General features: G+C 73.0%; 19 protein-coding genes. 17 read left to right on the top strand and 2 right to left on the bottom strand.

Annotated elements, in window-relative coordinates; all coding sequences use genetic code 11:
* Positions 1–5 precede the first annotated feature (5 nt).
* From ACFLFB_RS05470 to ACFLFB_RS05440, 7 genes are all read left to right on the top strand, one after another.
* Positions 6–1364 (top strand): PucR family transcriptional regulator, encoded by a 1359-nt coding sequence (locus tag ACFLFB_RS05470; RefSeq protein WP_392544694.1) that lies wholly within the window; start codon positions 6–8, stop codon positions 1362–1364.
* Positions 1365–1539: 175 nt separating this feature from the next.
* Entirely contained in the window at positions 1540–3039 is a 1500-nt protein-coding gene (locus ACFLFB_RS05465) for a uracil-xanthine permease family protein (RefSeq protein WP_392544693.1), read from the top strand.
* A 182-nt stretch (positions 3040–3221) separates the two neighbouring features.
* Positions 3222–4094 carry an FAD binding domain-containing protein gene (locus ACFLFB_RS05460; RefSeq protein WP_392544692.1) on the top strand — a complete coding sequence of 291 codons (873 nt, stop codon included), beginning with the start codon at positions 3222–3224 and terminating at the stop codon, positions 4092–4094.
* Complete coding sequence (locus tag ACFLFB_RS05455) at positions 4091–4636, top strand: (2Fe-2S)-binding protein (protein WP_392544691.1); 546 nt, start codon at positions 4091–4093, stop codon at positions 4634–4636. Before ACFLFB_RS05460 ends, ACFLFB_RS05455 begins: the two co-directional genes overlap by 4 nt.
* Positions 4633–7056: an aerobic carbon-monoxide dehydrogenase large subunit gene (cutA, locus tag ACFLFB_RS05450; protein WP_392544690.1), complete on the top strand. Its 2424-nt coding sequence runs from the start codon at positions 4633–4635 to the stop codon at positions 7054–7056. Before ACFLFB_RS05455 ends, cutA begins: the two co-directional genes overlap by 4 nt.
* On the top strand, positions 7053–7703 hold the full coding sequence (locus tag ACFLFB_RS05445) for a carbon monoxide dehydrogenase subunit G (protein WP_392544689.1): 651 nt from the start codon (positions 7053–7055) through the stop codon (positions 7701–7703). The genes cutA and ACFLFB_RS05445 overlap by 4 nt, the downstream gene beginning before the upstream one ends.
* A complete protein-coding gene (locus ACFLFB_RS05440) occupies positions 7703–8602 on the top strand; it encodes a carbon-nitrogen hydrolase family protein (RefSeq protein WP_392544688.1) in 900 nt (299 codons plus the stop codon). The genes ACFLFB_RS05445 and ACFLFB_RS05440 overlap by 1 nt, the downstream gene beginning before the upstream one ends.
* Before the next feature lie 100 nt (positions 8603–8702).
* On the opposite strand, the gene ACFLFB_RS05435 is transcribed toward ACFLFB_RS05440, so the two are convergent.
* Complete coding sequence (locus ACFLFB_RS05435) at positions 8703–9485, bottom strand: class I SAM-dependent methyltransferase (RefSeq protein ID WP_392544687.1); 783 nt, start codon at positions 9483–9485, stop codon at positions 8703–8705.
* Positions 9486–9721: 236 nt separating this feature from the next.
* Here ACFLFB_RS05435 and ACFLFB_RS05430 point away from each other — a divergent pair, with 236 nt between their 5' ends.
* From ACFLFB_RS05430 to ACFLFB_RS05390, 9 genes are all read left to right on the top strand, one after another.
* Positions 9722–10219 (top strand): hypothetical protein, encoded by a 498-nt coding sequence (locus tag ACFLFB_RS05430; RefSeq protein WP_392544686.1) that lies wholly within the window; start codon positions 9722–9724, stop codon positions 10217–10219.
* A gap of 112 nt (positions 10220–10331) precedes the next feature.
* Positions 10332–11900, top strand: a complete 1569-nt coding sequence (locus ACFLFB_RS05425) for a flotillin family protein (protein ID WP_392544685.1) — start codon at positions 10332–10334, stop codon at positions 11898–11900.
* 264 nt (positions 11901–12164) lie between these two features.
* Positions 12165–14252, top strand: coding sequence for a hydantoinase/oxoprolinase family protein (locus ACFLFB_RS05420; protein ID WP_392544684.1), 2088 nt, complete (start codon positions 12165–12167; stop codon positions 14250–14252).
* A gap of 2 nt (positions 14253–14254) precedes the next feature.
* Positions 14255–16264, top strand: coding sequence for a hydantoinase B/oxoprolinase family protein (locus ACFLFB_RS05415; RefSeq protein ID WP_392544683.1), 2010 nt, complete (start codon positions 14255–14257; stop codon positions 16262–16264).
* Between the two features lie 3 nt (positions 16265–16267).
* Positions 16268–17200: an SDR family oxidoreductase gene (locus ACFLFB_RS05410; RefSeq protein WP_392544682.1), complete on the top strand. Its 933-nt coding sequence runs from the start codon at positions 16268–16270 to the stop codon at positions 17198–17200.
* Between the two features lie 139 nt (positions 17201–17339).
* Positions 17340–17831, top strand: coding sequence for a hypothetical protein (locus ACFLFB_RS05405; RefSeq protein ID WP_392544681.1), 492 nt, complete (start codon positions 17340–17342; stop codon positions 17829–17831).
* Positions 17832–17856: 25 nt separating this feature from the next.
* On the top strand, positions 17857–18216 hold the full coding sequence (locus ACFLFB_RS05400; protein ID WP_392544680.1) for a hypothetical protein: 360 nt from the start codon (positions 17857–17859) through the stop codon (positions 18214–18216).
* 137 nt (positions 18217–18353) lie between these two features.
* Positions 18354–19559, top strand: a complete 1206-nt coding sequence (locus tag ACFLFB_RS05395; protein ID WP_392544679.1) for a CaiB/BaiF CoA transferase family protein — start codon at positions 18354–18356, stop codon at positions 19557–19559.
* The gene (locus tag ACFLFB_RS05390; protein ID WP_392544678.1) at positions 19556–21049 is read left to right on the top strand and encodes a carboxyl transferase domain-containing protein; all 1494 of its coding nucleotides are present in this window, start codon (positions 19556–19558) and stop codon (positions 21047–21049) included. Before ACFLFB_RS05395 ends, ACFLFB_RS05390 begins: the two co-directional genes overlap by 4 nt.
* Before the next feature lie 9 nt (positions 21050–21058).
* Here ACFLFB_RS05390 and ACFLFB_RS05385 read toward each other — a convergent pair whose 3' ends face one another.
* A complete protein-coding gene (locus ACFLFB_RS05385; protein ID WP_392544677.1) occupies positions 21059–21997 on the bottom strand; it encodes a DMT family transporter in 939 nt (312 codons plus the stop codon).
* Between the two features lie 319 nt (positions 21998–22316).
* Here ACFLFB_RS05385 and ACFLFB_RS05380 point away from each other — a divergent pair, with 319 nt between their 5' ends.
* Positions 22317–23258: a carbamate kinase gene (locus tag ACFLFB_RS05380; RefSeq protein ID WP_392544676.1), complete on the top strand. Its 942-nt coding sequence runs from the start codon at positions 22317–22319 to the stop codon at positions 23256–23258.
* Positions 23259–23282: the final 24 nt, after the last annotated feature.

Raw genomic sequence — 23282 nt, 5'->3', positions numbered from 1 at the left:
AGACCTTGCCATCGACCGGTCGTCGGTCCGGCCTCGCCTCCGCCCTGCCCCTCGGGCCGCTGCCCGAGGACCCCACCGAGCGTGCCGCGGTCCTCGAGGCCCTCGTCGAGCACCAGGCCGCCCTCCTCCAGCGCGAGGACGAGGTGCACCGCGTGCTCGTCCGGATCGTGCTCGCGGGCGGGTCCGTGACCGAGCTGTGCGAGTCGGTGGCGGGATTCTTCGGTGGTGCCGCGGTCGTCACGACCACCGACGGTCGCGTCCTCGCCATGGCCGGCAGCGACGCCGAGGTCGAGCGCGTCCAGGCCCTGCCCTGCTTCGACCGCACCGGGCGCCTCGTCGTCGAGACCGAGCCGGTCGGCCCCCGCGAGGGCGACGGCCCCGAGACCACCCGCGCCCTGGTGAAGATCGTCGCCGGCTCCTCCGACCACGGCCTGCTCGGCGCCTTCTCCCCCGACCGGCCGCTGACCCCCACCGACGTCCACATGCTCGAGCGGGCGGCCACGGTCGCCGCCCTCGCCATCACCAAGGAGGCCGCGGTCGCCGCGGTCGAGGGCAAGTACCGCGCCGAGTTCCTCCGCGACGCCCTCGCCGGCCGCGCCGGCGACCCGGTCGACGCCGTCTCGCACGCCACCTCCCTGGGCTGGGACATCGACCGCCCGATGGTCGTCGTCGTCGCCGAGACCGACGAGGACGACGCCGTCACCACCCGCGCGGCCGAGGAGGTGCGCTCCCTCCAGGAGCGGTTCGTCCGGGCCTGGGTGCAGGCGGTGCGCTCCCGCGACGTCTCGGTGCCCGTGGCCGGGTTCAGCCAGGAGGTCGTGGCCCTGCTGCCCGTCGACCTCGCCTCGGAGAACGACACCGTGATGCGCACCGTCGGCGAGATCGCCAAGGTCGTGCGCGGTGACGGGGGCGGCGGCCGGCGCACCTTCTCCACGGGGGTGTCGCGCCCCATCCGCACCGTCGCCGACCTGCCCACCGCCTACGACGAGGCGCTCAAGGCCGTGCACGTCGGGCGCCAGATGTACGGCGAGTCGGCCCTCACGCACTTCGACGGTCTGGGCATCTACCGCCTGCTCGCCCTCGTGCCCGACGGCGCCGACCTGCGCCGCTTCGTCGAGGAGAGCCTGCGCGAGCTCGCCACCGACGACTCCCCCGAGAACGAGGACCTGCGCAACACCCTGTCGGTGCTCATCGACACCAACCTCAACGTCGCCGAGACCGCCCGACAGCTGTTCTTCCACTACAACACGCTGCGGTACCGGATCGCCAAGCTCGAGCGGATGCTCGGCCCCTTCACGAGCGACCCGCAGCTGCGGCTGACGCTGGCCCTGGCCCTGCGGATCCACCAGATGCGCGGCATCTGAGCGCACTCGCGAACCCTGACAACAGAACCCCGTTCCGGCTGTCACATCCTGCCGAGGGTGTCGCCTGACAGCGTCACTAGCGTCCGTGTATCACGGACTCGTGATCCGCGTCACCGATGGCGCGGGCCCCTGTCACCGCGGCCCCGGCCGCGGTCCCCCGGAGAGAGGCACCCTCATGGCGCTCGGATTGGGCTGGAAGCTGAAGGGGGACGGGCGCACGCTCGGACCCGACGAAGTGGTGGCGCCCGACGAGCGCCTCTCGTGGGGAAAGACGGTGGGCCTGGGTGCCCAGCACGTCGTCGCCATGTTCGGCGCGACGTTCGTCTTCCCCCTCATCATGGGGCTCAACCCCCAGCTCGCGATCATGATGAGCGGCATCGCGACCATCGCGTTCCTGCTCGTCGTCCAGGGCAAGGTCCCGAGCTACCTCGGCACTTCAGCCTCCTTCGTCGGCGGTGTCGCCGCGATCCGCGCCAACGGGGGTGACTCGGCCGAGGTCACGGGGGCGATCCTCGTCGCCGGTCTCGTCCTCGCGGCCGTCGGTGTCGCGATCCACTTCCTCGGCTCGTCGGTGCTGCACAAGGTGCTGCCGCCCGTCGTCACCGGTGCCGTCGTCATGCTCATCGGCTTCAACCTGGCCCCGGTCGTGGCCGGCATCTACTGGCCCCAGGACCAGTGGGTCGCCCTCGCGACGATGCTCTTCACCATCGTGGCGGCGGTCGCGTTCCGCGGCTTCATCAGCCGCATCGCGGTCTTCCTCGCGCTGATCTTCGGCACCGCGCTGTCCTGGCTGCTCGACAGCACGGTCGGCAACATCACCTCCGTGCTCGGTGGCGCCACCGAGGCCACGAGCCACCTGCGCTGGAACACCGGCGGCGTCTCCGAGGCCGCCTGGTTCGGCTTCCCCCAGCAGACGATGGTCGCCGCCGACGGCAAGGAGGTCGTGGGCTGGCACACGCCGAGCTTCACCCTCACCGCGGTCCTCCTCGTCCTGCCCGCGGTCATCGCGCTCATCGCCGAGAACACCGGCCACGTCAAGGCGGTCGCCGAGATGACCGGCCACGACCTCGACCCGATGATGGGCCGCGCCATCGCCGGTGACGGCCTGGGAACCGTGCTCGCCTCGGCCGTCGGTGGCTCGCCCACCACGACCTACGCCGAGAACATCGGCGTCATGGCGGCCACCCGGGTCTACTCCACGGCGGCCTACTACGTCGCCGCGATCACCGCCTTGATCTTCGGCCTCTCGCCCAAGTTCGGTGCCCTCGTGGCCTCCATCCCCGGCGGCGTCCTCGGCGGCATCACCGTGGTCCTCTACGGCATGATCGGCCTGCTCGGCGCGAAGATCTGGAAGGAGAACGGGGTCGACTTCGGCAACCCGATCAACCTCGTCCCGATCGCCGCGGGCATCATCATCGGTGTCGGCAACGTCAAGATGCAGCTCACCGACAACTTCTCGCTCGAGGGCATCGCGCTCGGCACCATCGTCACCGTGGCCGGCTTCCACCTGGCCCGCGTCATCGCCCCGAGCGAGCTGCGCGACCGCGCCGACGGCACCGCCATCGCCGTGGGCGACCACGTCTACGGCGACAGCGACGGGGTCGACGACCTCTACCAGAAGGGGTACCCGGGCTCGTCCGGCACCCGCGACCCCGACCGCGACCGGCGTCCCTGACCCCGAGTCGCACCACCACGGTCCGGCGGCCGGTCCTCCCCCGGGAGGGCCGGCCGCCGCCGTTCCCGGCCCACCCCCCGCCGCCCGTCCCGTGGTGCCTTTGGCACTCTTTGACGACCCCACGGGGCAGTGTTGGCACGCGCTCCCTACCGCTCGGAGACCACAGTGGACATGATCGACGCATGAAGCCCGGACCCTTCGTGCACCACGCACCTCGCACCGTCGAGGAGGCCGTCGCCGTCCTCGCGCAGGTCGGCCACGACGGCAAGGTGCTCGCTGGCGGGCAGAGCCTGGTCCCGGTCCTCAACATGCGCCTGGCGAGCCCGGGCCACCTCGTCGACATCAACCTCGTCGACGGGCTGGCGTCGGTCGACGTCAGCGACCGGTGGGTCCGCGTGGGCGCCCTCGTGCGCCATGCCGGCCTCGAGCGGCACGACGGGGCCTTCGCCGCCAACCCCCTCCTGCGCCAGGCGCTGCGCAACGTCGCCCACCCGGCCATCCGCAACCGCGGCACCACGGTCGGCTCGATCGCGCACGCCGACCCCGCCGGCGAGATGCCGTCGGTGGCCGTGCTCACCGGTGGCGTCGTCGAGGCCGTGAGCGTGCGCGGGCGCCGCGAGATCGCCGCCGCCGACTTCTTCGAGGGCCCCCTCGAGACCACCCTCGAGCACGACGAGCTCGTCGAGGCCGTGCGCTTCGGCCGGTTCGCCCCCGGCACCCGCACCGGCTTCACCGAGTCGGCCCGCCGGCACGGCGACTACGCCCTCGCGGGCGTGGCCGTGGCCGTCGAGGTCGACGGCGGGGTCGTGCGCTCGGCGCGGGCCGCGTTCGTCTCGGTGACCCCGGTCCCCACCGTCCTCGACCTCACCCCGGCGCTGGCCGGGTTCGAGGTCGGCGCGCCCGTCCCCACCGACGTCGACGAGCTGGTGCGCTCGCACGTCGAGCCCGAGGACGACATCCACGCCACCGCCGACTACCGCCGCATGCTCGCCGCCGAGCTGACCCGCCGGGTCCTCGCGACGACCATCCACGACGACGAGGAGGGGGCGGCGTGAGCGAGCCCGTCACCGAGCAGCTGCACGACGTCACCATCCGGGTCAACGGGGTGCCGCGCACCGCGCAGGCCCCCGCCCGCCGGCTGCTCTCCGACTTCCTGCGCCACGACCTCGCCCTCACCGGCACCCACGTCGGGTGCGAGCACGGCGTGTGCGGCGCGTGCACCGTCCTCGTCGACGGCCAGCCGATGCGGTCGTGCCTGATGTTCGCCGTCTCGGCCCAGGCGCACGAGGTCACCACCGTCGAGGGGATCGGCCACGACCCCGAGCACCTCAGCCCGGTGCAGCAGGCCTTCGCCGAGTGCCACGGCCTCCAGTGCGGCTTCTGCACACCGGGATTCGTCACGACGATCACCGCGTACCTCGAGGAGAACCCCGACCCCACCGAGGAGGAGGCCCGCGAGGCCATCTCCGGGAACCTCTGCCGCTGCACGGGCTACCAGAACATCGTCAAGGCCGTCGGTCGTGCCGCCGAGATCCGCCGCGGCCTCGTCGAGCTCGTCGACCCCGTGCCGGGGTACGAGGGTGGGGGGTCGCGATGAGCACCCGCCAGTTCGGCGAGAAGGTCCAGCGCCGCGAGGACCCCCGCCTCCTCACCGGCAACGGCCGCTACCTCGACGACCTCGGGCTCGGCGCGCTCGAGGCCGCCTTCGTCCGCAGCCCGCACGCGCACGCCCGCGTCGTCGACGTCGACATCGACGACGCGTGGGAGGTCGACGGCGTCGAGGCCATCTACACGTGGGAGGACCTCACCGGCCGGGTCGCCGAGCCGCTGCCCGTCCTCATCCCCCACCCCGCTCTCACCCACCCCCGGGTCGGGTACTGCCTGGCCAAGGACGAGGTCAACCACGTCGGCGAGGCCGTCGTCATGGTGGTCGCCCGCGACCGGTACGTCGCCGAGGACGCCGCCTCCCGCATCCGGGTGCGCTACGAGACGCTGCCCGTGGTCGTCGGCATCGAGAAGGCCCGCGACGCAGGGGTGCTCGTCCACGAGGACGTCCCCGACAACGTCAGCGCCCACCTGCTCCAGGAGGTCGGCGACGTCGAGACGGCGATGGCCGGGGCGCCGAACCGGCTCACCCTCGAGCTCGAGATCGAGCGCAGCGCCTGCATGCCGATGGAGGGCAAGGGCGTCTACGCCCGCTGGGACGCCGACGACCAGTCGCTGCGCCTGTACTCCTCCACCCAGACGACCACCGGCGTGCGTGCCGCCGTCGCCGCCAAGCTCGGGATGCCGCTCGCCAAGGTCGAGTGCGTCGCCCCCGACGTCGGTGGGGGCTTCGGCGTCAAGATCATGCACCCGTGGCCCGAGGAGGTGCTCGTCCCGTGGGCGGCCCGCAACCTCGGCCGTGACGTCAAGTGGACCGAGGACCGCCGCGAGCACTTCGTCTCCAGCGCCCACGAGCGCGGGCAGGTGCAGGAGGTCACGGTCGGCTTCGACGACGAGGGCCGGCTGCTCGCCCTCGACGTGCGCTTCTGGCACGACAACGGCGCCTACACCCCGTACGGCATCATCGTCCCGATCATCACGGCCACCCAGCTGCTCGGGCCGTACAAGCCCGGCGCCTACCGCGTCGAGTTCTGGTCGCTCTACACGAACACCGTTCTCGTGACGCCGTACCGGGGCGCCGGCCGCCCCCAGGGCTGCTACGCGATGGAGCGCACGATGGATGCGATCGCGGCCCACCTCGGGCTCGACCGCACCGAGGTCCGCAGCCGCAACTTCATCCAGCCCGACGAGATGCCGTACGACCACGGGCTGATGTTCCAGGACGGCCGCCCGCTCAAGTACGACTCGGGCGACTTTCCGGCGTCGCTGGCCAAGCTCAAGGCGCTCGTCGGCTGGGACGACTTCGCGCAGTACCGCCGTGAGGCGGAGGCCGCCGGCCGCAAGGTCGGGCTCGGCATCGGCTGCTACGTTGAGGGCACCGGCGTCGGTCCGTACGAGGGTGGGCACGTCCAGGTCGAGACGAGCGGGCGGGTCAACGTCGCCACGGGCCTCACCACGCAGGGCCAGGGCCACCAGACGATCCTCGCCCAGATCGTCGCCGACGAGCTCGGCGTGCGCATCGAGGACGTCCACGTCACCACCGGCGACACCCGCCGGATGGCCTACGCGGTGGGCACCTTCGCCTCCCGCGGTGCCGTGATGTCGGGCAACGCCGTCGCGCTCGCCGCGAAGGTGGTGCGCACCAAGGCGCTGCGGATCGCCGCCGACGCCCTCGAGGTCTCCCCCGACGACCTGCAGATCGAGGACGGCGTCATCTCGGTGAAGGGCACGCCCGACGGCCCCCACATCGACCTGTCCACCGTCGCCGTGATGTCGAACCCGCTGCGGTACGCCTTCGACGCCTCGGCGCAGGCGGCCACCCAGTTCGCGGGGACCTTCGACCCCGACAAGCCGCCGGTCGCCGACGACGACGAGCCGGGCCTGGAGGGCCAGGACTTCTACTCCCCCACCCAGGCCACCTTCGCCAACGGGATGCACGCGGCGATCGTCGAGACCGACCCGGTGACCGCCGAGATCAAGATCCTGCGCTACTGCGTCGTCCACGACTGCGGCGTCATGGTCAACCCGATGATCGTCGAGGGCCAGGTGCACGGCGGTGTCGCCCAGGGCATCGGCGGCGCGCTCTACGAGCGGATGGCCTACGACGAGTCGGGGCAGCTGCTCAACGCCTCGTTCATGGACTTCCTCATCCCCTACGCCTCCGAGGTCCCCCACGTCGAGACCGACCACCTCGAGACGCCCAGCCCGCTCAACCCGCTGGGCATCAAGGGCGCCGGCGAGGCCGGGACCATCCCCGTCACCGCGGTCATCGCCTCGGCCCTCGAGGACGCCGAGGGCTTCCCGATCCGCTCGATGCCGATCAGCCCGTCCGAGCTCTGGGAGCTGCGGCGCACCCACTCGGCGGCCACCAACGACCCCAACCCCGTTCCCGCGCAGGAAGGCTCGCGATGAAGATCTCCGGCAGCTCCACCCTCGACGCCCCCGTCGAGAAGGTCTGGGAGGCGATCCAGGACCCCGCGGTCCTCGCCCGCTGCATCCCCGGCTGCGAGACCCTGACCACCCTCGGCGAGGACCGCTACGCCATGTCGGTCACCGCCGGCGTCGCGGCCATCAAGGGCACCTACGCCGGTGAGGTCTCCCTCTCCGACAAGGTCACCCCGTCGTCCCTGACGATGAAGGCGTCCGGCGCCGGTGCCCCCGGCACCATCGACGCCGACGTCAAGGTGCGCCTGGCGCCCTCGGCCGCGGGCGGCACCGACCTCAGCTACGACGCCGACGCGTCGGTGGGCGGCGCCATCGGCGGTGTCGGCCAGCGGATGCTCGCGGGCGTCACCAAGAAGATGGCCGGCCAGTTCTTCACCGCCCTCGACCGCGACATCGCCGGTGAGCGGGTGGCGGTGGCGGCGCCCTCGGCGACCGGTGCCGCGGCGCCGGCTGCGGGCGGCGCGCCCGTCTACGCGGGACGCAACGCGAGCGCGACGGCCACGGCCAACCTCGGCCTGGACTCCGGGGCCGGTTTCGCCCTCGGCGTCCTCGTCGGTGGGATCCTTGCCCTGGCGGGCGTCGCCCTCGGCGCCCGGATCGGGAGGAGGAGCTGATGCGCGCGTTCACCGCTGCCGCGGTCCAGATCGCCCCGGTGCCCGGGCCGCTCACGGCCGCGTCCGTCGCCGCCAACCTCGACAAGTGCGTCGACTTCACACGGCGCTGCGTCGAGGCGACCGGGGCCGAGCTCGTCGTGCTCCCGGAGTCGGCGACCACGGGCTTCACCCCCGGCATCCCCACCGAGGAGCTGTGGGAGCTCGTCTCCGAGCTGCCCGGCGCCGTGATCGAACCGCTGCGCGACGTCGCCGCCGAGCTGGGCATCCACCTCGTCGCCGGCACCTACGAGCGCGGCCCCACCCCCGAGGTCGTCTACAACTCCTCGGTCCTCATCGCGCCCTCGGGCGAGGTGCTGGGCATCTACCGCAAGACGCACCCGTTCTGCTCCGAGGCCGTGTCCGGCGGCGGCTGGGTCACCCCGGGCGACACGGTCACGGTGTGCGACACCGAGCTCGGCCGCATCGGCATGATCATCTGCTTCGACGGCGACTACCCCGAGCTCTCGCGCATCCAGGCCGTGCAGGGCGCCGAGGTCATCTGCCGCCCGTCGGCGCTGCTGCGCTCGGCCGACGTCTGGGAGCTCACCTCCCGGGCGCGCGCCTACGACAACCACGTCTACGTCATCGGCGCCAACGCGGTCGGGGTCGACCCGGCCGGGGTCCTGTACTTCGGCAACAGCCACGTCGTCACCCCGATCGGCCACATCGTCGCCAAGGCCGCCACCCACGAGGGCTGGGTCTCGGCCCGGCTCGACCCTGCCGAGGCGCTCTCGTCGCTGACGCCCGGGTCGAACATCAGCCAGGGCTTCGACCACCTGCGCGACCGCAACCTCGACCTCATCCGCAACCACCGCGAGGAGCTCGAGGGCCCCGCCAAGACGTCCTTCCCCCACGCCTGAACGCGAGCAGGCCGCCTTCTCGTCGACTCCGTGCGACTTCGGTGCGGTTCTTCGGGGTCCCGGGCCACCGAACCGCACTGAAGTCGCACGAAGTCGGGGTCTATGCCGGGACGGTGGCGCGGACCCAGCGGGCGGTCGAGGTCATCTCGATCGGACCGTCGCCGAGCCGGGCGGCCAGCTCGGCCCGCAGCGCCTCGCGGCCGGCGTCGTCGAGGCCGAGGACGTGGTCGCCCGCGGGCCCGATGCCGAGGAGGAACGGCTCCCAGTAGTCGGCGAAGGTCGGGAAGTGCATCGGGACCTCGAGCAGCCCGCCGGCCACGTCCACGAGCCCGGCGTCCGTGAACAGCCCCTCGAGGCCGCCGTCGCGGGCCGGCCGGTCGAGCGCCTGGTCGACCGCCCCGGCGTCGGGGTGGACGTGCGCGGCCGCGTCCCAGAAGGTGCGCAGCATCGCCATCCCGCCGCCGTAGTCCCACACCGCCGCCCCGAGGACTCCGCCCGGCCGGGTCACCCGCCGCATCTCGGCGACCCCCACCACCGGGTCGGGCAGGAAGTTGAGGACGAGCATCGCCAGGGCGGCGTCCACCGAGGCCGGCGCCTCCGGCAGCTGCATCGCCGAGCCCACCAGCACCCGGGACCGACCAGGTGTCAGGCGTTCCCGCGCCGTGGCGACGAAGGCCGGGGAGGGGTCGATGGCGACGACGTGGGTGAGCGGCCAGCGGGCCAGCAGCTCGACCGACAGGTTGCCCGTGCCGCACCCGACGTCCATGACGCTCGCGGGCGAGGCCGACGCGGAGGTGCCGAGGACGGCATCGACGAACCCGGGCGCCAGCACCGTGCTCCAGCGGCCCATGTACCGCTCGTAGGCCGCCGCGTCACCGAACACGACCACACCGTCCCATCCGCGCACGGGTCCTGACCAGTACCCCGGCGCGCGGGTCGCCGGGTCGAGGTGATGAACGACCCGGAGACGGTCGGACATCACCTCGAACCAGCCCCGCGTCGGACTCCCGTTCCCGTGAAGTCCCTGTGCGCGGGAACGGCGACCGTCTAGGCTCGCGGCACCGGGTCCGGGGGGACCCGCGTCCGCCCACGAGGGCGGCCGGCTGAGAAGGAGACCTGATGCAGGCCACGCTGCTCGTCGTCGGGGGGATCGGCATCGCGCTGCTCCTCCTCTCCCTCGTCGCAGGGGACGTCGTCGACGGGTTCCTCGACGGGGTGGGGCCCGACCTGCTCTCCGGGCTCGCCGTCGCGGGCTTCCTCGCCGCCTTCGGCTTCGTCGGGGCGCTGGTCGCCGACTCCGGCGCCTCCAGCCTGGTCGTGCTCCTGTCGGGGCTCGCCGCCGGTGTCGCCGTGGGCTTCGGTGCGGGAGAGGCGAGCAAGCGCCTGATGAGGGGTGGCGACGAAGCGACCGTGCGCAGCTCGGGACTCGTCGGCCTCTCCGGCACGGTCGTCGAGGCCGTCCCGGCCGAGGGGTTCGGGATGGTCAACGTCGTGGCGTCGGGGCACATGACCCGGCTCAACGCCCGCGCCGACGAGCCGCTGCCGAGCGGGACCGCCATCGTCGTCACCTCGGTGCTCAGCCCCACCTCGGTCCGCGTGTCCCGCCGCGAGGGCTGACCGACCGCACGACCCCTTCCGCCCCGGCGGAACCGGCGACCCACCGCCGACGTCCACCACGCACACTCACACCACTGGCGCCCACCCGGCGCCCAAGAAAGGTCAGGCAGACATGTTCGGGTTCGAGATCCCGGTCGCGCTGGTCGCCATCCTCGGGCTCGTCGCCCTCGTCGTCCTCCTCGGGCTGGTCATCGCCTCGAGGTACCGGGTGGCGGGGCCGAACGAGGCCTTCATCGTCACCGGCCGCAAGGGCAAGGAGGTGAAGAACCCCGAGACCGGCGAGATGTCCACCGACCTGTCCGGCCAGAAGGTCGTCATGGGTGGCGGGATCTTCGTCGTCCCGTTCGTCCAGCGCCTGCACATCCTCGACCTGTCGAGCCGCCGCATCATGGTGCAGATCCGCGGCGCGGTGTCCGGGCAGGGCGTCAAGCTCAACCTCGACGGCGTCGCCATCGTCAAGGTCGGCGGCAACGAGGACTCCATCCGCGCCGCCGCTCAGCGCTTCCTCACCCAGCAGGGCGAGATCGAGACCTTCACCCAGGAGACCCTCGCGGGCTCGCTTCGCTCGATCGTCGGCTCGCTCACCGTCGAGCAGATCATCCGCGACCGCGCCGCCTTCGCCCAACGGGTCGCCGACGAGGCCGAGTCCTCGCTCACCGGCCAGGGCCTGGTCCTCGACACCTTCCAGATCCAGGACATCACCGACGACGGCACCTACCTCTCGGACCTGGGGCGCCCGGAGTCGGCCAAGGTGGGCCAGGTCGCGGCGATCGCCGAGGCCAACGCGCGCCAGGCCGCCGAGCAGGCCCGCATCGTCGCCGAGCAGGAGATCGCCATCAGCCAGCGCCAGCTCGCGCTGAAGACGGCCGAGATCAAGGCCGAGACCGACGCCGCCCAGGCGCAGGCCGCCGCGGCCGGACCGCTCGCGCAGGCCGACCGTGACCAGGCGATCCTCGCCGAGCAGGAGAAGGTGGCCGTCCGGCAGGCGGCCCTGAAGGAGCGCCAGCTCGACACCGAGGTCCGCAAGCCGGCCGACGCCGCGCGCTACCGCGTCGAGCAGGAGGCGGAGGGCGCCCGCAACGCCGCCATCGCCGAGGCCGAGGCCCGCAAGGCCGCCTCGATCGCCGCAGCCCAGGCCGACGCCGAGAAGGCCCGCCTCACCGGTGAGGCCGAGAAGGCCCGGCGCAGCGCGCTCGCCGACGCCGAGGCCATCGAGGGTTCCCGCCGCGGTGAGGCCGACAAGGCCCTGCGCGTCGCGCAGTCCGAGGCCACCCGGGCCGAGGGCGAGGCGCAGGCGAGCGCCATCCTCGCGACCGGGTCGGCCGAGGCCGAGGCGATGAACAAGCGCGCCGACGCCTTCGCCCGGTACAACGAGGCCGCGGTGCTGCAGATGCTCGTCGAGGTGCTCCCCAAGGTGGCGCACGAGGTGGCGGCGCCGATGGCCGCCATCGACCAGCTCACCGTCATCTCCACCGACGGCGCGGCGGCGCTGCCGCGGCAGGTGGCCGACAACCTCACCCAGACGCTGGCCATGCTCAAGAGCGCGACCGGCATGGACCTGCAGGCCCTGCTGACCCGCTACACCAACGGTGCGGGCACCGACGGGTCCGCCCCGGCCAAGGCCCCTGCGGCCGCCCCGGCGGCCGCGGCGATCGACGCGGAGCCCCCGGCCACGGCCTGAGCCGCCTCCCGGAAGACGGGTGGGTGAGCCTCCCTGCAGAGCCACCCACCCGCCGGTCCGGGGCACCGGCGCACTCACGTGCCGGCGGGACGGTCGCCGCAGCACATCGGCGACCGTCCTGTCTGTCGTTCGGAGCGGACGCCCCCGCGGATGGGTGGGCGGCCCGCGAGCACCACGGGGTGGCAAGGATGGACGGCGAACCGCCGTTCCGTCGGCAGATCCTGACAACGCCCCCGGGGGTCCCGGCGGGGTTGGATCGTGGACATGGCCGAGCAGACGCAGCGACGGATCAGGGTGGGCATCGACACCGGCGGGACGTTCACCGACGTCGTCGCCTTCGACGAGGACACCGGTGAGCTCGTCACGACGAAGACCCCCAGCACCCCCGCGAACCCGGCCGACGGGTTCATCAGCGGCATCGAGAAGATCCTCGGCGTCATGGGGGCGAGCGGCGACGACATCACCGCCGTGTGCCACGGGACGACCGTCGCGACGAACAAGCTCCTCGAGGGCAAGGTCGAGAAGCTCGGCTTCATCACCACCGAGGGCTACGAGTTCATGCTCGAGATCGCCCGCCAGGCCGTGCCCGACGGCTACGGCAACTCCTACTTCTGGGTCAAGCCGCCGCGCATCGTCGCCGCCGACCACGTCCGCACCATCGGTGGCCGGATGGACTTCGAGGGCAACGAGATCCGGCCGTTCGACGAGGCCACCGCCGTGGCCGCCGCCCGCTGGTTCCGCGACCGCGGCATCACGACGATCGGCGTCTGCCTTCTGCACTCCTACGCCAACGACGAGCACGAGCTGGCGATGCGCGAGGTGCTGCGCCGCGAGCACCCGGACGCCGTGGTCTCCATCAGCTCGGAGGTGCTGCGCGAGTACCGCGAGTACGAGCGCTCGATGACGACCCTCGTCGACGCGGCCGTGAAGCCGAACGTCAGCCGGTACGTCACCAACATCCACGAGCGCCTCGACGGCTTCACCGGCGGGCGGCCGATCCCGTTCTACGTGATGAAGTCCAACGGCGGCGTCCTGTCGGCCGACGAGGTCGTCCACCAGCCCATCACCACGGTGCTCTCGGGCCCCGCGGCCGGCGCCCTGGGCGCGGCGCTCATCGCCCGCAAGGCCGGGTTCGACAAGGTCCTCACCTGCGACGGCGGCGGCACCTCCACCGACGTCTCGGTCGTCCTCGACGGCGAGCCGACCCTCACCACCGAGGGCTCGGTCGGCGCCTACCCGAGCAAGATCCCGATGATCGACGTCGTCACCGTCGGTGCCGGCGGAGGCTCCATCGCGTGGGTCTCCCCCGAGGGCGCGCTCAAGGTCGGCCCACAGTCGGCCGGCGCCGACCCGGGCCCGCTCTGCTACGCCAAGGGCGGCACCGAGCCGACGATCACCGACGCCCACGTCGTCCTCGGCCGGATCCCCCCGCACCTGCTCGGTGGCGAGATCCCCCTCGACGTCGACGCCGCCCACCGCGGCATCGCGGCGCTGGCCGAGCGGCTCGGGCTCGACCTCGAGCGCTGCGCCACCGGCATCCTCGAGATCTCCGCGTGGAACCAGGCCAACGCGCTGCGCCAGGTCTCGGTCAAGCGGGGCCTCGACGTCCGCGACTTCATGCTCACGACGTTCGGTGGCTCGGGCTCGCTGCTCGCCTGCCGCCTCGTCGACATCCTCGACCTCGCCGGTGTCGTCGTCCCGCAGAACCCGGGCAACGTCAGCGCGTTCGGCCTGCTCACCGTGGACGTCAAGAACGACTACGTGCAGACCCACGTCACCCGCCACTCCTCGCTCGACCACGGCTCGGTCGAGAAGGTCCTCGACGAGCTCACGGCCAAGGCGGCCGCCGCGCTCGACGCCGAGGGCTTCGCCCGCGAGGACCACGAGTACGTGCGCACCGTCGACCTGCGCTACTTCGGCCAGGCCTACGAGGTGCGGGTGCCCGCGGGGTCCGGCCGGGTCGACGAGGCCTTCGTCACCGCCGTCGGCGACCGCTTCCACGACGAGCACCGCCAGCTGTACGGGTACGACTTCCGCAACGACCCGACCCAGCAGGTCGAGTGGGTCAACCTGCGCGTCACCGGTGTCGGCCCCATCACCCGCCCCGAGCTGCGCGAGATCGCGGTCCGTGACACCGAGGTGCTCGCCCCGCGGTCGTCGCGCGAGGTCTGCTTCGACGCCGACCAGGGCCGCGTGACCACGCAGGTCTACTGGCGCCCCGACCTGCGCGCCGGCGACACCTTCTCCGGCCCGGCGGTCGTCGAGGAGTTCGGCTCGACCGTCCCGATCCACCCCGGCTTCACCGTGCGCGTCGACGCGTACGGCAACCTCGTCGTCACGAAGGAGGCCTGACCATGTGCGGCCCCACCATCCGCCAGTCCATCGCGCCGCCGGCCACATCCGGCAGCGCCCCGGTCGCCGACGCCACGGCCCCCGCGGCCAACCCGGCCGGCCTCCCGACCTCCTACGAGCACGGCAACCGGCTGACCCCGCTCGGCAGCGAGGTCGACCCGATCCTCGTCGAGATCGTCCAGGGCACCCTGGCCTCCGTCGAGATGGAGGTGGAGACCGCCATCGCGCGGACCTCGCGCTCCCCCATGATCCGCGACGCGCACGACTTCCGCGCCGGCATCCACGACCGCCAGCTGCGCAAGCTCACCGGCCGCTCGTACTCGGCTCTCGTGCACCCGATCGCGCGTGACTTCCCGCTGGAGGAGATGCGCGAGGGCGACGTCTTCTTCCACAACGACGTCTACGAGTCGGAGGGCGGCATCGGCCACCTCCCCGACCTCTGCGTCACCGTCCCCGTCTTCAACGAGGGCGAGGTCGTCGCGTTCGTCCAGGCCTTCGGCCACCACGACGACATCGGCGGCGCCTGCCCCGGCTCGATGCCGTCGGGCGCGCAGAGCGTGTTCGAGGAGGGCCTGTCGGTCCCCCCGATCAAGCTCTGGGACGCCGGCGTGCCGAACAAGGCCGCGCTGCGGATCATGACCCGCAACAGCCGGATGCCCGACAGCCTCGCCGCCGACCTCGACGCCGAGTGCTCCGCCTGCCTGATGGGCGCGCGCCGCCTGTCCGAGCTGTTCGCCCGCTACGGCCGCGACACCATCGAGACGGCCTTCGACGCCATCCTCGACGCGACGACCCAGACCTACCGTCGCGAGATCCTCAGCAAGATCCCCGACGGCACCTACGTCTGGGAGGACTACGCCGAGCACGACGGCGTCGACGAGCCGCAGCTGCACACCCAGCGGATCACGCTGACCAAGGTGTCGACCGGTGGCCCCGGCCCCGGCGACGGCGGCCCGAAGCTCATCATCGACTTCACCGGCACGAGCAAGCAGGCCAAGGGCCCGATCAACCACTGCGGCGACTACGTGGGGGGCAACTTCCTCAAGAAGTGGCTCGCGCCCATCCTGCGCAACCTCGCCGACACCCCCGAGCGGATGGCCGAGCTCGACGTCAACGAGGGCATCGTGCCGCTCATCGAGATGAAGTTCCCCGAGAAGGGCACGCTGCTCACGCCGATCTACCCGGCGCCGACCAACGCGCGCACCTTCGTCATCCTCCGACTCCTGGGCGTGCTGGCCGGGGTCGTGGCCAAGGCCGTGGACGGGCAGATGCCGGCCGACCAGGAGACGATCCGGTACACCGGCGTCTACGGCAAGGACCGCGACGGCAACGACTACCTCATGCGCGAGGTGCTCGGCGGCGGCTCCGGCGGGCGGTACTACGCCGACGGCGAGGACACCATCCACGTCGTCCCCGACTCGCGGAACCTGCCGACCGAGTTCACCGAGAGCCGCTTCCCGTTCATCGTCGAGCGGCTCGGCCTCGCGGTCGACTCCGGCGGCGCCGGTCGCCACCGCGGCGGCCTGGGCTACGAGAAGCACATCCGGATGCTCGAGGATGCGAACTTCATGTCCATCGCCGACCGCTCCATCCTCGCCTGCTGGGGCGTCAAGGGCGGCAAGGCGGGGCGCCCGTTCGAGGTGACCATCGACCTCGGCGGTCCGAACGAGCGCGTCGTCGACGCCCTCGCCGACGCCGAGGCGGTCACCGCCGGCCAGGTCATCCGCATCCGCACCACCGGTGGCGGCGGCTGGGGCGACCCGCTCGAGCGCCCGTACGACGAGGTCGAGCGCGACCTGCGGTGGGGCAAGGTGTCGTTCGACGGCGCGCGCACCGACTACGCCGTCGTCGCGAGCGGCACGAAGGACGAGCCGGTGATCGACGTCGCGGCGTCCGACGCGCTGCGGGCCGAGCGTCGCGCGGCGCGCGGCGAGGAGCCGTTCTTCGACCGCGGCCCCGGATACGCCAGACTGGCGGCAGGCAGCCCCGCGGCCGAGGTCGACTGGGTCTGACGCGTGACGCGAGAGCAGGAGGCGGCGGGGTCGGGGACGGTGGCGGTCCACGACCCCGTCGTCGTCTCCGGTCCGGCTGCGGCAGAGGCTGATCCGCGGCCGGTGCTCGTCGTCGGAGCTTCCGGGAAGACCGGCCGCGCCGTGTCGCGGGCCCTGATGGCGCGGGGCGTTCCGGTGCGGGCGGGCGTGCGGCCCGGTCGGGAGGGCGCCGCTCCAGCGGGGGCGACCTCCGTTCCCCTCGACCTCGTCACGGGTTCCGGTCTGGAGGAGGCGCTGTCCGGCGCCCGGGCGGCCTACCACATGGCGCCGAACGTGCACCCCGACGAGGTGATGATGGCGCGCCGGGTGGCGGAGGCGGCCTCTGCCGTGGGGCTCCCCCACCTCGTCTTCCACTCGGTGCTCCACCCCGAGGACGCCCGGATGCCGCACCATCTCCACAAGGGAGACGCGGAAGCCGTTCTGGCGCAGGAGTTCTCGGGCAGCCTCGTCGTGCTGCGGCCGTGCGCCTACCACCAGAACGTCCTGCCGCAGGTGCTCGCGGGCGAGGTCGTCCTGCCGTACTCGGCCGACTCCCCCTTCACCACGGTCGACCTCGACGACGTCGCCGAGGCGGCGGCGGTCGTCCTCCTCGACCCGTCACGCGGCGGCGAGGTGCACGACCTCTGTGGCCCCGAGGTGCTGTCGACCCGCCGGATGGTGGAGGTCGCGGCCGAGGTGCTCGGACGCCCGGTGGCGCTGCGCGAGACGACCGTCGACGCGTGGCGGAACGGCCCGGGCGCAGGGCTGCCGGCAGAGGCGCGCGACGTCCTCGCCGCGATGTTCACCGCCTACGACGAGGACGGCCTCGTCGGCGACCCCGCGCCGCTCACCGCCCTCCTCGGCCGCAGCCCCACCCCCTGGGCCGAGACCCTCCGCCGCACCCTGCCGTCCTCCTGATCGGCACCTACCGCCTGGTACGTGGGGTGATCACCCCACGTACCAGGCGGTAGGTCGCGATAGAGGGCGGGAGAAACGGGGTGGTCGGGCGGGCTCGGGGCGCTCCATACTGGCGCGAGCCGACGCAGGAGGACACCCGGTGGACACGAGCACGTTCTACGCCCTGTTCTCCGCGACCTGCTTCACCCTCACCGGCCTGTGGTGGACCGTCGTCGAGCGGCACGAGCACTGGCTGAGCGACACGAGGACCCGCCGCGAGGTCGCCTCGGTCTACCTGTCCTTCCTCCTCCCGGCGCTCATGGGCCTGTTCGCGCAGATCGGCGGCACCGACGCCCCGATGTTCTGGCGGGCGAGCTTCGTCGTCATCGCCGTCTTCGGCGCCGTCACCACCGTGCGCTTCCTGCGCGCCGCGCGTGGCGACGGCCGGGCCGGGACGGTGGCGCGGCACTGGTGGGCCTCACTCGTGGGCTACGGCGCGGTCGCCGTCCTCGGGGTCGCGCCGGGCATCGCCCGCGGGGTCGGGGTGACCCCGCTCCAGGCGGAGGCGACGATCCTCGTCCTCCTCGTCGCCCTGGCCCACGCGCTCGTCTGGGAGTTCCTCACGCACCACCGCACGGACCCCGCCGCCTGACGCCGCCCGTGGCTACCGTGGGGTGATGGCGGAGTACGAGGTCAACGACGCGGCGGTCGCCCACGTGCGCGACCTCATCGACAAGAAGCAGTACGTGCTCGAGAGCGACTGGGGCGACGTGCAGCCCGACGCCGAGGCGCAGAACGCCTACCTCGGAAGGCACTCGTGGGACGAGTACGCCTCCTGGCACCTCGGCCTCACCACGGGCGCCAACGACGAGACCAAGGCGCGGTACGCCTTCGTCGCCGGCGACCTGCGCCGGGTGCACCGCAGCGCCCTCATCGCGTGCGTCTACCGGGCGAGCGAGTGGCGGCACAAGAAGGTCGAGCTCGCCGCCCACGACCTGCTCCAGCACCTCGACGCCACGAGCGGCCACGCCACCTGACGACACGCCACCCGACGCCCGCCGCGCCTCTGGCAGGTTGTGACAGCCCGACCCCGGGAGGGACGGCCGCGACTGCCGAACGGCGGCGCTCAACTGGTGGCTAGGTTGGCCGTACACCGAGCGACTGGAGCACCACCGTGAGCGGACCCCTCGACGACGTCGTCGTCATCGACCTGACACGCGCCCTCGCCGGACCGCACTGCGGGATGATGCTCGGCGACATGGGCGCCCGCGTCATCAAGGTCGAGAGCCCTGGCACCGGTGACGAGTCGCGCGGCTGGGGACCCCCGTTCGTCGGGCCCGACGACCAGCCGGTCTCCACCTACTTCCTGTCGTGCAACCGCAACAAGGAGTCGGTCGAGCTCGACCTCAAGAGCGAGGAGGGCAAGGACGTCCTGGCCCGCCTCGTGGGGCGCGCCGACGTCCTCCTCGAGAACTTCCGCCCCGGCGTCCTCGACCGCCTCGGCTTCCCCATCGAGCGCCTGCACGAGCTGAACCCCGGCCTCGTCGTGCTGCGCATCAGCGGCTTCGGCCACGACGGCCCAGAGGGCGGTCGCGCCGGGTACGACCAGATCGCGCAGGGCGAGGGCGGCCTGATGTCGCTCACCGGCGCCGATGCCGACCACCCCCAGCGCGTGGGCGTCCCCATCGGCGACCTGCTCGCCGGGATGTACGGCGCCTACGGTGTCGTCGCCGCGCTCCACGAGCGCAACCGCACCGGCGTCGGACGGGTCGTGCGGACCTCGCTGCTCGCGTCGATCGTCGGCGTCCACGCCTTCCAGGGCACGCGGTACACCGTGGCCGGTGAGGTCCCCCAGGCCGGCGGCAACCACCACCCGTCGATCTGCCCCTACGGGCTGTTCACCTGTGCCGACGGGATGATCCAGCTCTCCTGCGGCAGCGAGGGGCTCTGGCAGAAGCTGGCCAGTGGTTTCGGGATCGACCCCGCCGCACCGGGATTCGCCACGAACCGCGAGCGGGTCGGGAACCGCGACGCCGTCATCGACGCGGTGAACGCCGCCTTCGCCGACATCCCTCTCGAGACCCTCCTCGCCCGCCTGGCCGAGTACGGCGTCCCCGCCGGCGAGGTCCGCACCCTCGACCGCGTCTACGACTGGGACCAGACGCGCAGCCAGGGCCTCGTCATCGACGTCGACCACCCCCTGCTCGGTCGCATCGAGATCCCCGGGCCGCCGATCCGGTTGGACGACAACGCCTTTGCCGGCGGCCGCACCGAGCACGTCCACCCGCCCCTGCTCGGCGAGCACACCGAGAGCGTCGTCGCCTGGCTCGACGACCTCGACGCCCGCGACACCGGCACCCCCTCGGACGCGCCTCGATGAGTGGCCGCCCCCCGCGGCCGGGAGCGCACGACCTCCTGACCGCCGTCCTCGACGCGGGCTCCTTCGTCTCGTGGGACGAGGCCCCGATCACGGTGGCCGAGCCCGGCAGCGAGTACGAGGCCGAGCTGGCCGCCGCCGCCGAGCGCGCCGGCACCGACGAGGCGATCGTCACGGGCGAGGGCCGCATCCAGGGCCACCGGGTCGCGGTGGTCGTGGGCGAGTTCCGCTTCCTCGCGGGCTCGATCGGGCGGGCGGCGGCCGAGCGGGTCACCCTCGCCTTCGAGCGGGCGACCCGCGAGCGCGTCCCGCTGTTCGCGGCACCGGCGTCGGGCGGCACCCGGATGCAGGAGGGAACCCCGGCCTTCGTGACGATGGTGAAGATCTCCGCCGCCGTGGCCGCCTTCAAGGAGGCGCGGCTGCCCTACATCACCTACCTGCGCCACCCCACGACCGGCGGGGTTCTCGCCTCGTGGGGGTCGCTCGGGCACGTCACCGTCGCCGAGCCCGGCGCGACCATCGGCTTCCTCGGCGCCCGCGTCTACGAGGCGCTCTACGGCGACCCGTTCCCCGAGGGCGTCCAGACGGCCGAGAACCTCTACGAGCACGGCCTGCTCGACGCCGTGCAGCCCGTGGAGGCGCTGCCGATGATCGCGGGCCGCTTCCTCGACCTCGTCATGGCCGACCGCGATCACCCGCCCGTGCCGGAGGTCCCCAAGGAGCCGCTGGCCGACATCCCCGCGTGGGAGTCGATCACCCGGTCGCGCAACCCCGACCGCCCCGGAGTGCGGGCGCTGCTCAAGCTCGGCGCCACCGACGTCCTGCCCCTGTTCGGCACCGGCGCCGGTGAGTGGGACCGCAGCCTCTTCCTCGCCCTGGCGCGCTTCGAGGGCGTGCCGTGCGTCGTCCTCGGGCAGGACCGCCGGGCCGAGCGCGCCGAGGCGCCGCTGGGTCCGTCCGGCCTGCGGGTCGCGCGGCGCGGCATGAAGCTCGCCACCGAGCTCGACCTCCCCCTCGTCAGCGTCATCGACACCGCGGGGGCGGCCCTGTCGAAGGAGGCCGAGGAGGGTGGCATGGCCGGCGAGATCGCCCGCTGCATCTCCGAGCTCGTCGTCCTCCCCGTGCCCACCGTGTGCGTGCTGCTCGGCCAGGGCACCGGCGGTGGGGCGCTGGCCCTCATGCCCGCCGACCGCGTGGTCAGCGCGCAGCACTCGTGGCTCTCTCCGCTGCCGCCCGAGGGCGCCTCGGCCATCCTCCACCGCACCCCCGACCGGGCGCCGGAGATGGCGACCCAGCAGCGGGTGCGCTCGCTCGACCTCCTGCGCGCCGGCATCGTCGACCGGATCGTCGCCGAGCACCCCGACGCCGCCGAGGAGCCGCAGGCCTACTGCCGGCGGATGGCCCAGGCGATCCGGCACGAGCTCGCAGAGCTGTCGGCCCTCGAGCCGACGACCCGCCTCACGGCGCGCCACGACCGCTGGCGCGCCCTCTGACGGTCGGCCTCAGCGCGCGGGGGCGAGGGCGTCCTCGGCGCGCACCGGGGCGTCGACCGACGGCCGGCTGCTGCGCTGCTCGTGCAGCGCGAGCCCGACCACCGAGGCCAGCACGATCGCGACCCCCAGCCACTGGGTGGCCGTGGGCCGGGCCCCGAAGGCCACGATGCCGACGATCGCCGCGGTCACCGGGAAGGCGAGCTCGGCCAGCGTCGCCCGCGAGGCCGGCGTCCGCCCGAGGGCCAGGTAGTACAGCACCAGCGCGATGAGGCCCGGGAAGAGCGCCAGGAGAAGGATGTTCGGCGCGGCATCGAGGCCGAGGGCCAGCGGGGTCGACGTGACGAGGCTGATGACGAGGAGCGTCACGAGCCCGACGCCGAACCGCAGCGCCGTGAGGTCGGTGAACGACAGCTCGGCGCGGGCCGCCCGGCCCAGCACCGTCCCGGCCGCCCACAGCGCCGCGGCGCCAACCGCCAGCAGCGCGGCCTGCGCGCTCGACACCGTGACCCCGAACGGGTCGGCGAAGGCGAGCAGCCACGCCCCGACGAGCGCCGGCGCCAGGAACCACGCGTAGGTCGGTCGCAGCCGCTCGCCGAGCACGACCGCCGCGAGCCCCACCGCGATGAGCGGCTGGAGCTTCTGCAGCACCTGCGGCGTGATGGGGTCGCCGAGGCGGAAGGCCGCCGTGAACAGGGTCGTGGCCAGCGCCGACGACCCCGCCCCGATGACGAGGACGCTCAGCTTCGTCCGCGTGCTGGAGGCGAGCAGGTGCCGGACGGCACGCACGAGGAACGGGCTGACGAGCAGCACGAGGACGAGATGCTCCCAGAAGACGATCGCGAGGGCCGGGTACTCCTTCGCGAGAGGGCCGCGCCACAGGGCCGACAGGCCCCAGAAGGACGCGGCGAGGGCGACGAGCCAGGTGCGGTCGGAGACCTTGGGTGCCATGGCGCCAGCATCCCCCACAGCCGCCCCACCACGGAACGCCGGTCCCACCCGCCGAGCACGCCCCCTCGCCCCACCGCCCGCGAGTGCGGAAACGGTGGCCGGGGCAACCACTTCCGCACTCGCGGCTGGCTGGCTCTGCAGCGAGTGCGGAAACGGTGGCGGGGGCAACCACTTCCGCACTCGCGCCTGCGTGGCCATGGGGCGGAAGTGCCAACCGGGAGCGCCCCGTTGGGCAGGTCTCGACAACGCCCGTGCGCAGCGGGGCTCCTAGGGTCGACGTCATCGGGCACCCCGCCCGGGCGATCTGGAGGTGGCGAGGATGCGGGTCCTGCTCGCGCTCGGCGGCAACGCCATGACGGCCGCCGACGGCAGCGCGACCCCCGACGCCCAGCTGGCCGCCGTCGGCGTGGCGATGGAGGCCGCGGCGCGGCTCGTCGCCGAGGGCCACGAGCTCGTCATCACCCACGGCAACGGCCCCCAGGTCGGCAACCTGCTCGTGAAGAACGAGCTCGCCGCGCACGTCGTCCCCCCGGTCCCGCTCGACTGGTGCGGCGCCCAGACGCAGGGCACCCTCGGCTTCGCCATCCTCGACGCCCTCGACGGCGCCCTCGCCGCCGCCGGCACCACGCACCCCGTCGCGGCCCTCGTCACCCGCACGCTCGTCGACCGCGACGACCCCGGCTTCACCCACCCGACGAAGCCGATCGGCCGCTACCTCGCCGAGGACCAGGCGAAGGCCATGGTCGCGCACGGCCAGGTCTGGGAGGACCGCGGCGACAAGGGCTGGCGGCGCGTCGTCGCCTCCCCCGAGCCGCTCGAGGTCGTCGACGTCGAGCCCATCCGCGCCCTGCTGGCCGCCGGCCACGTCGTCGTCGCCGCCGGTGGTGGCGGCATTCCCGTCGTCCGCGGCGACGACGGCCGCCTGCGTGGCGTCGAGGCCGTCATCGACAAGGACCTCACCGCCGCCCTGCTCGCCCGCACCCTCGACGCCGACGTCCTCGTCATCGCCACCGACGTCGACCACGCCGCCGTCGACTGGGGCACCCCGCAGCAGCGCGACCTCGGTCGCGTGTCCCTCGCCGAGATGCGGCGGCACACCGAGTCCGGGCAGTTCGCCTCCGGCTCGATGGGCCCGAAGGTCGACGCCGCCACGCGCTTCGTCGAGGGCGGCGGCCCGCGCGCCGTCATCACCTCGCTCACCCACATCACCGAGGCGGTCGAGGGCGGCTTCGGCACCGTCATCGAGCCCGAGATCTCCTGACCACCAGAACCGCACCGCACCCAC

Origin of the sequence: Oryzobacter telluris, assembly GCF_043099285.1 — a bacterium.
GTDB lineage: Bacteria > Actinomycetota > Actinomycetes > Actinomycetales > Dermatophilaceae > Oryzobacter > Oryzobacter telluris.
This window is presented reverse-complemented; position numbering and strand designations above follow the sequence as displayed.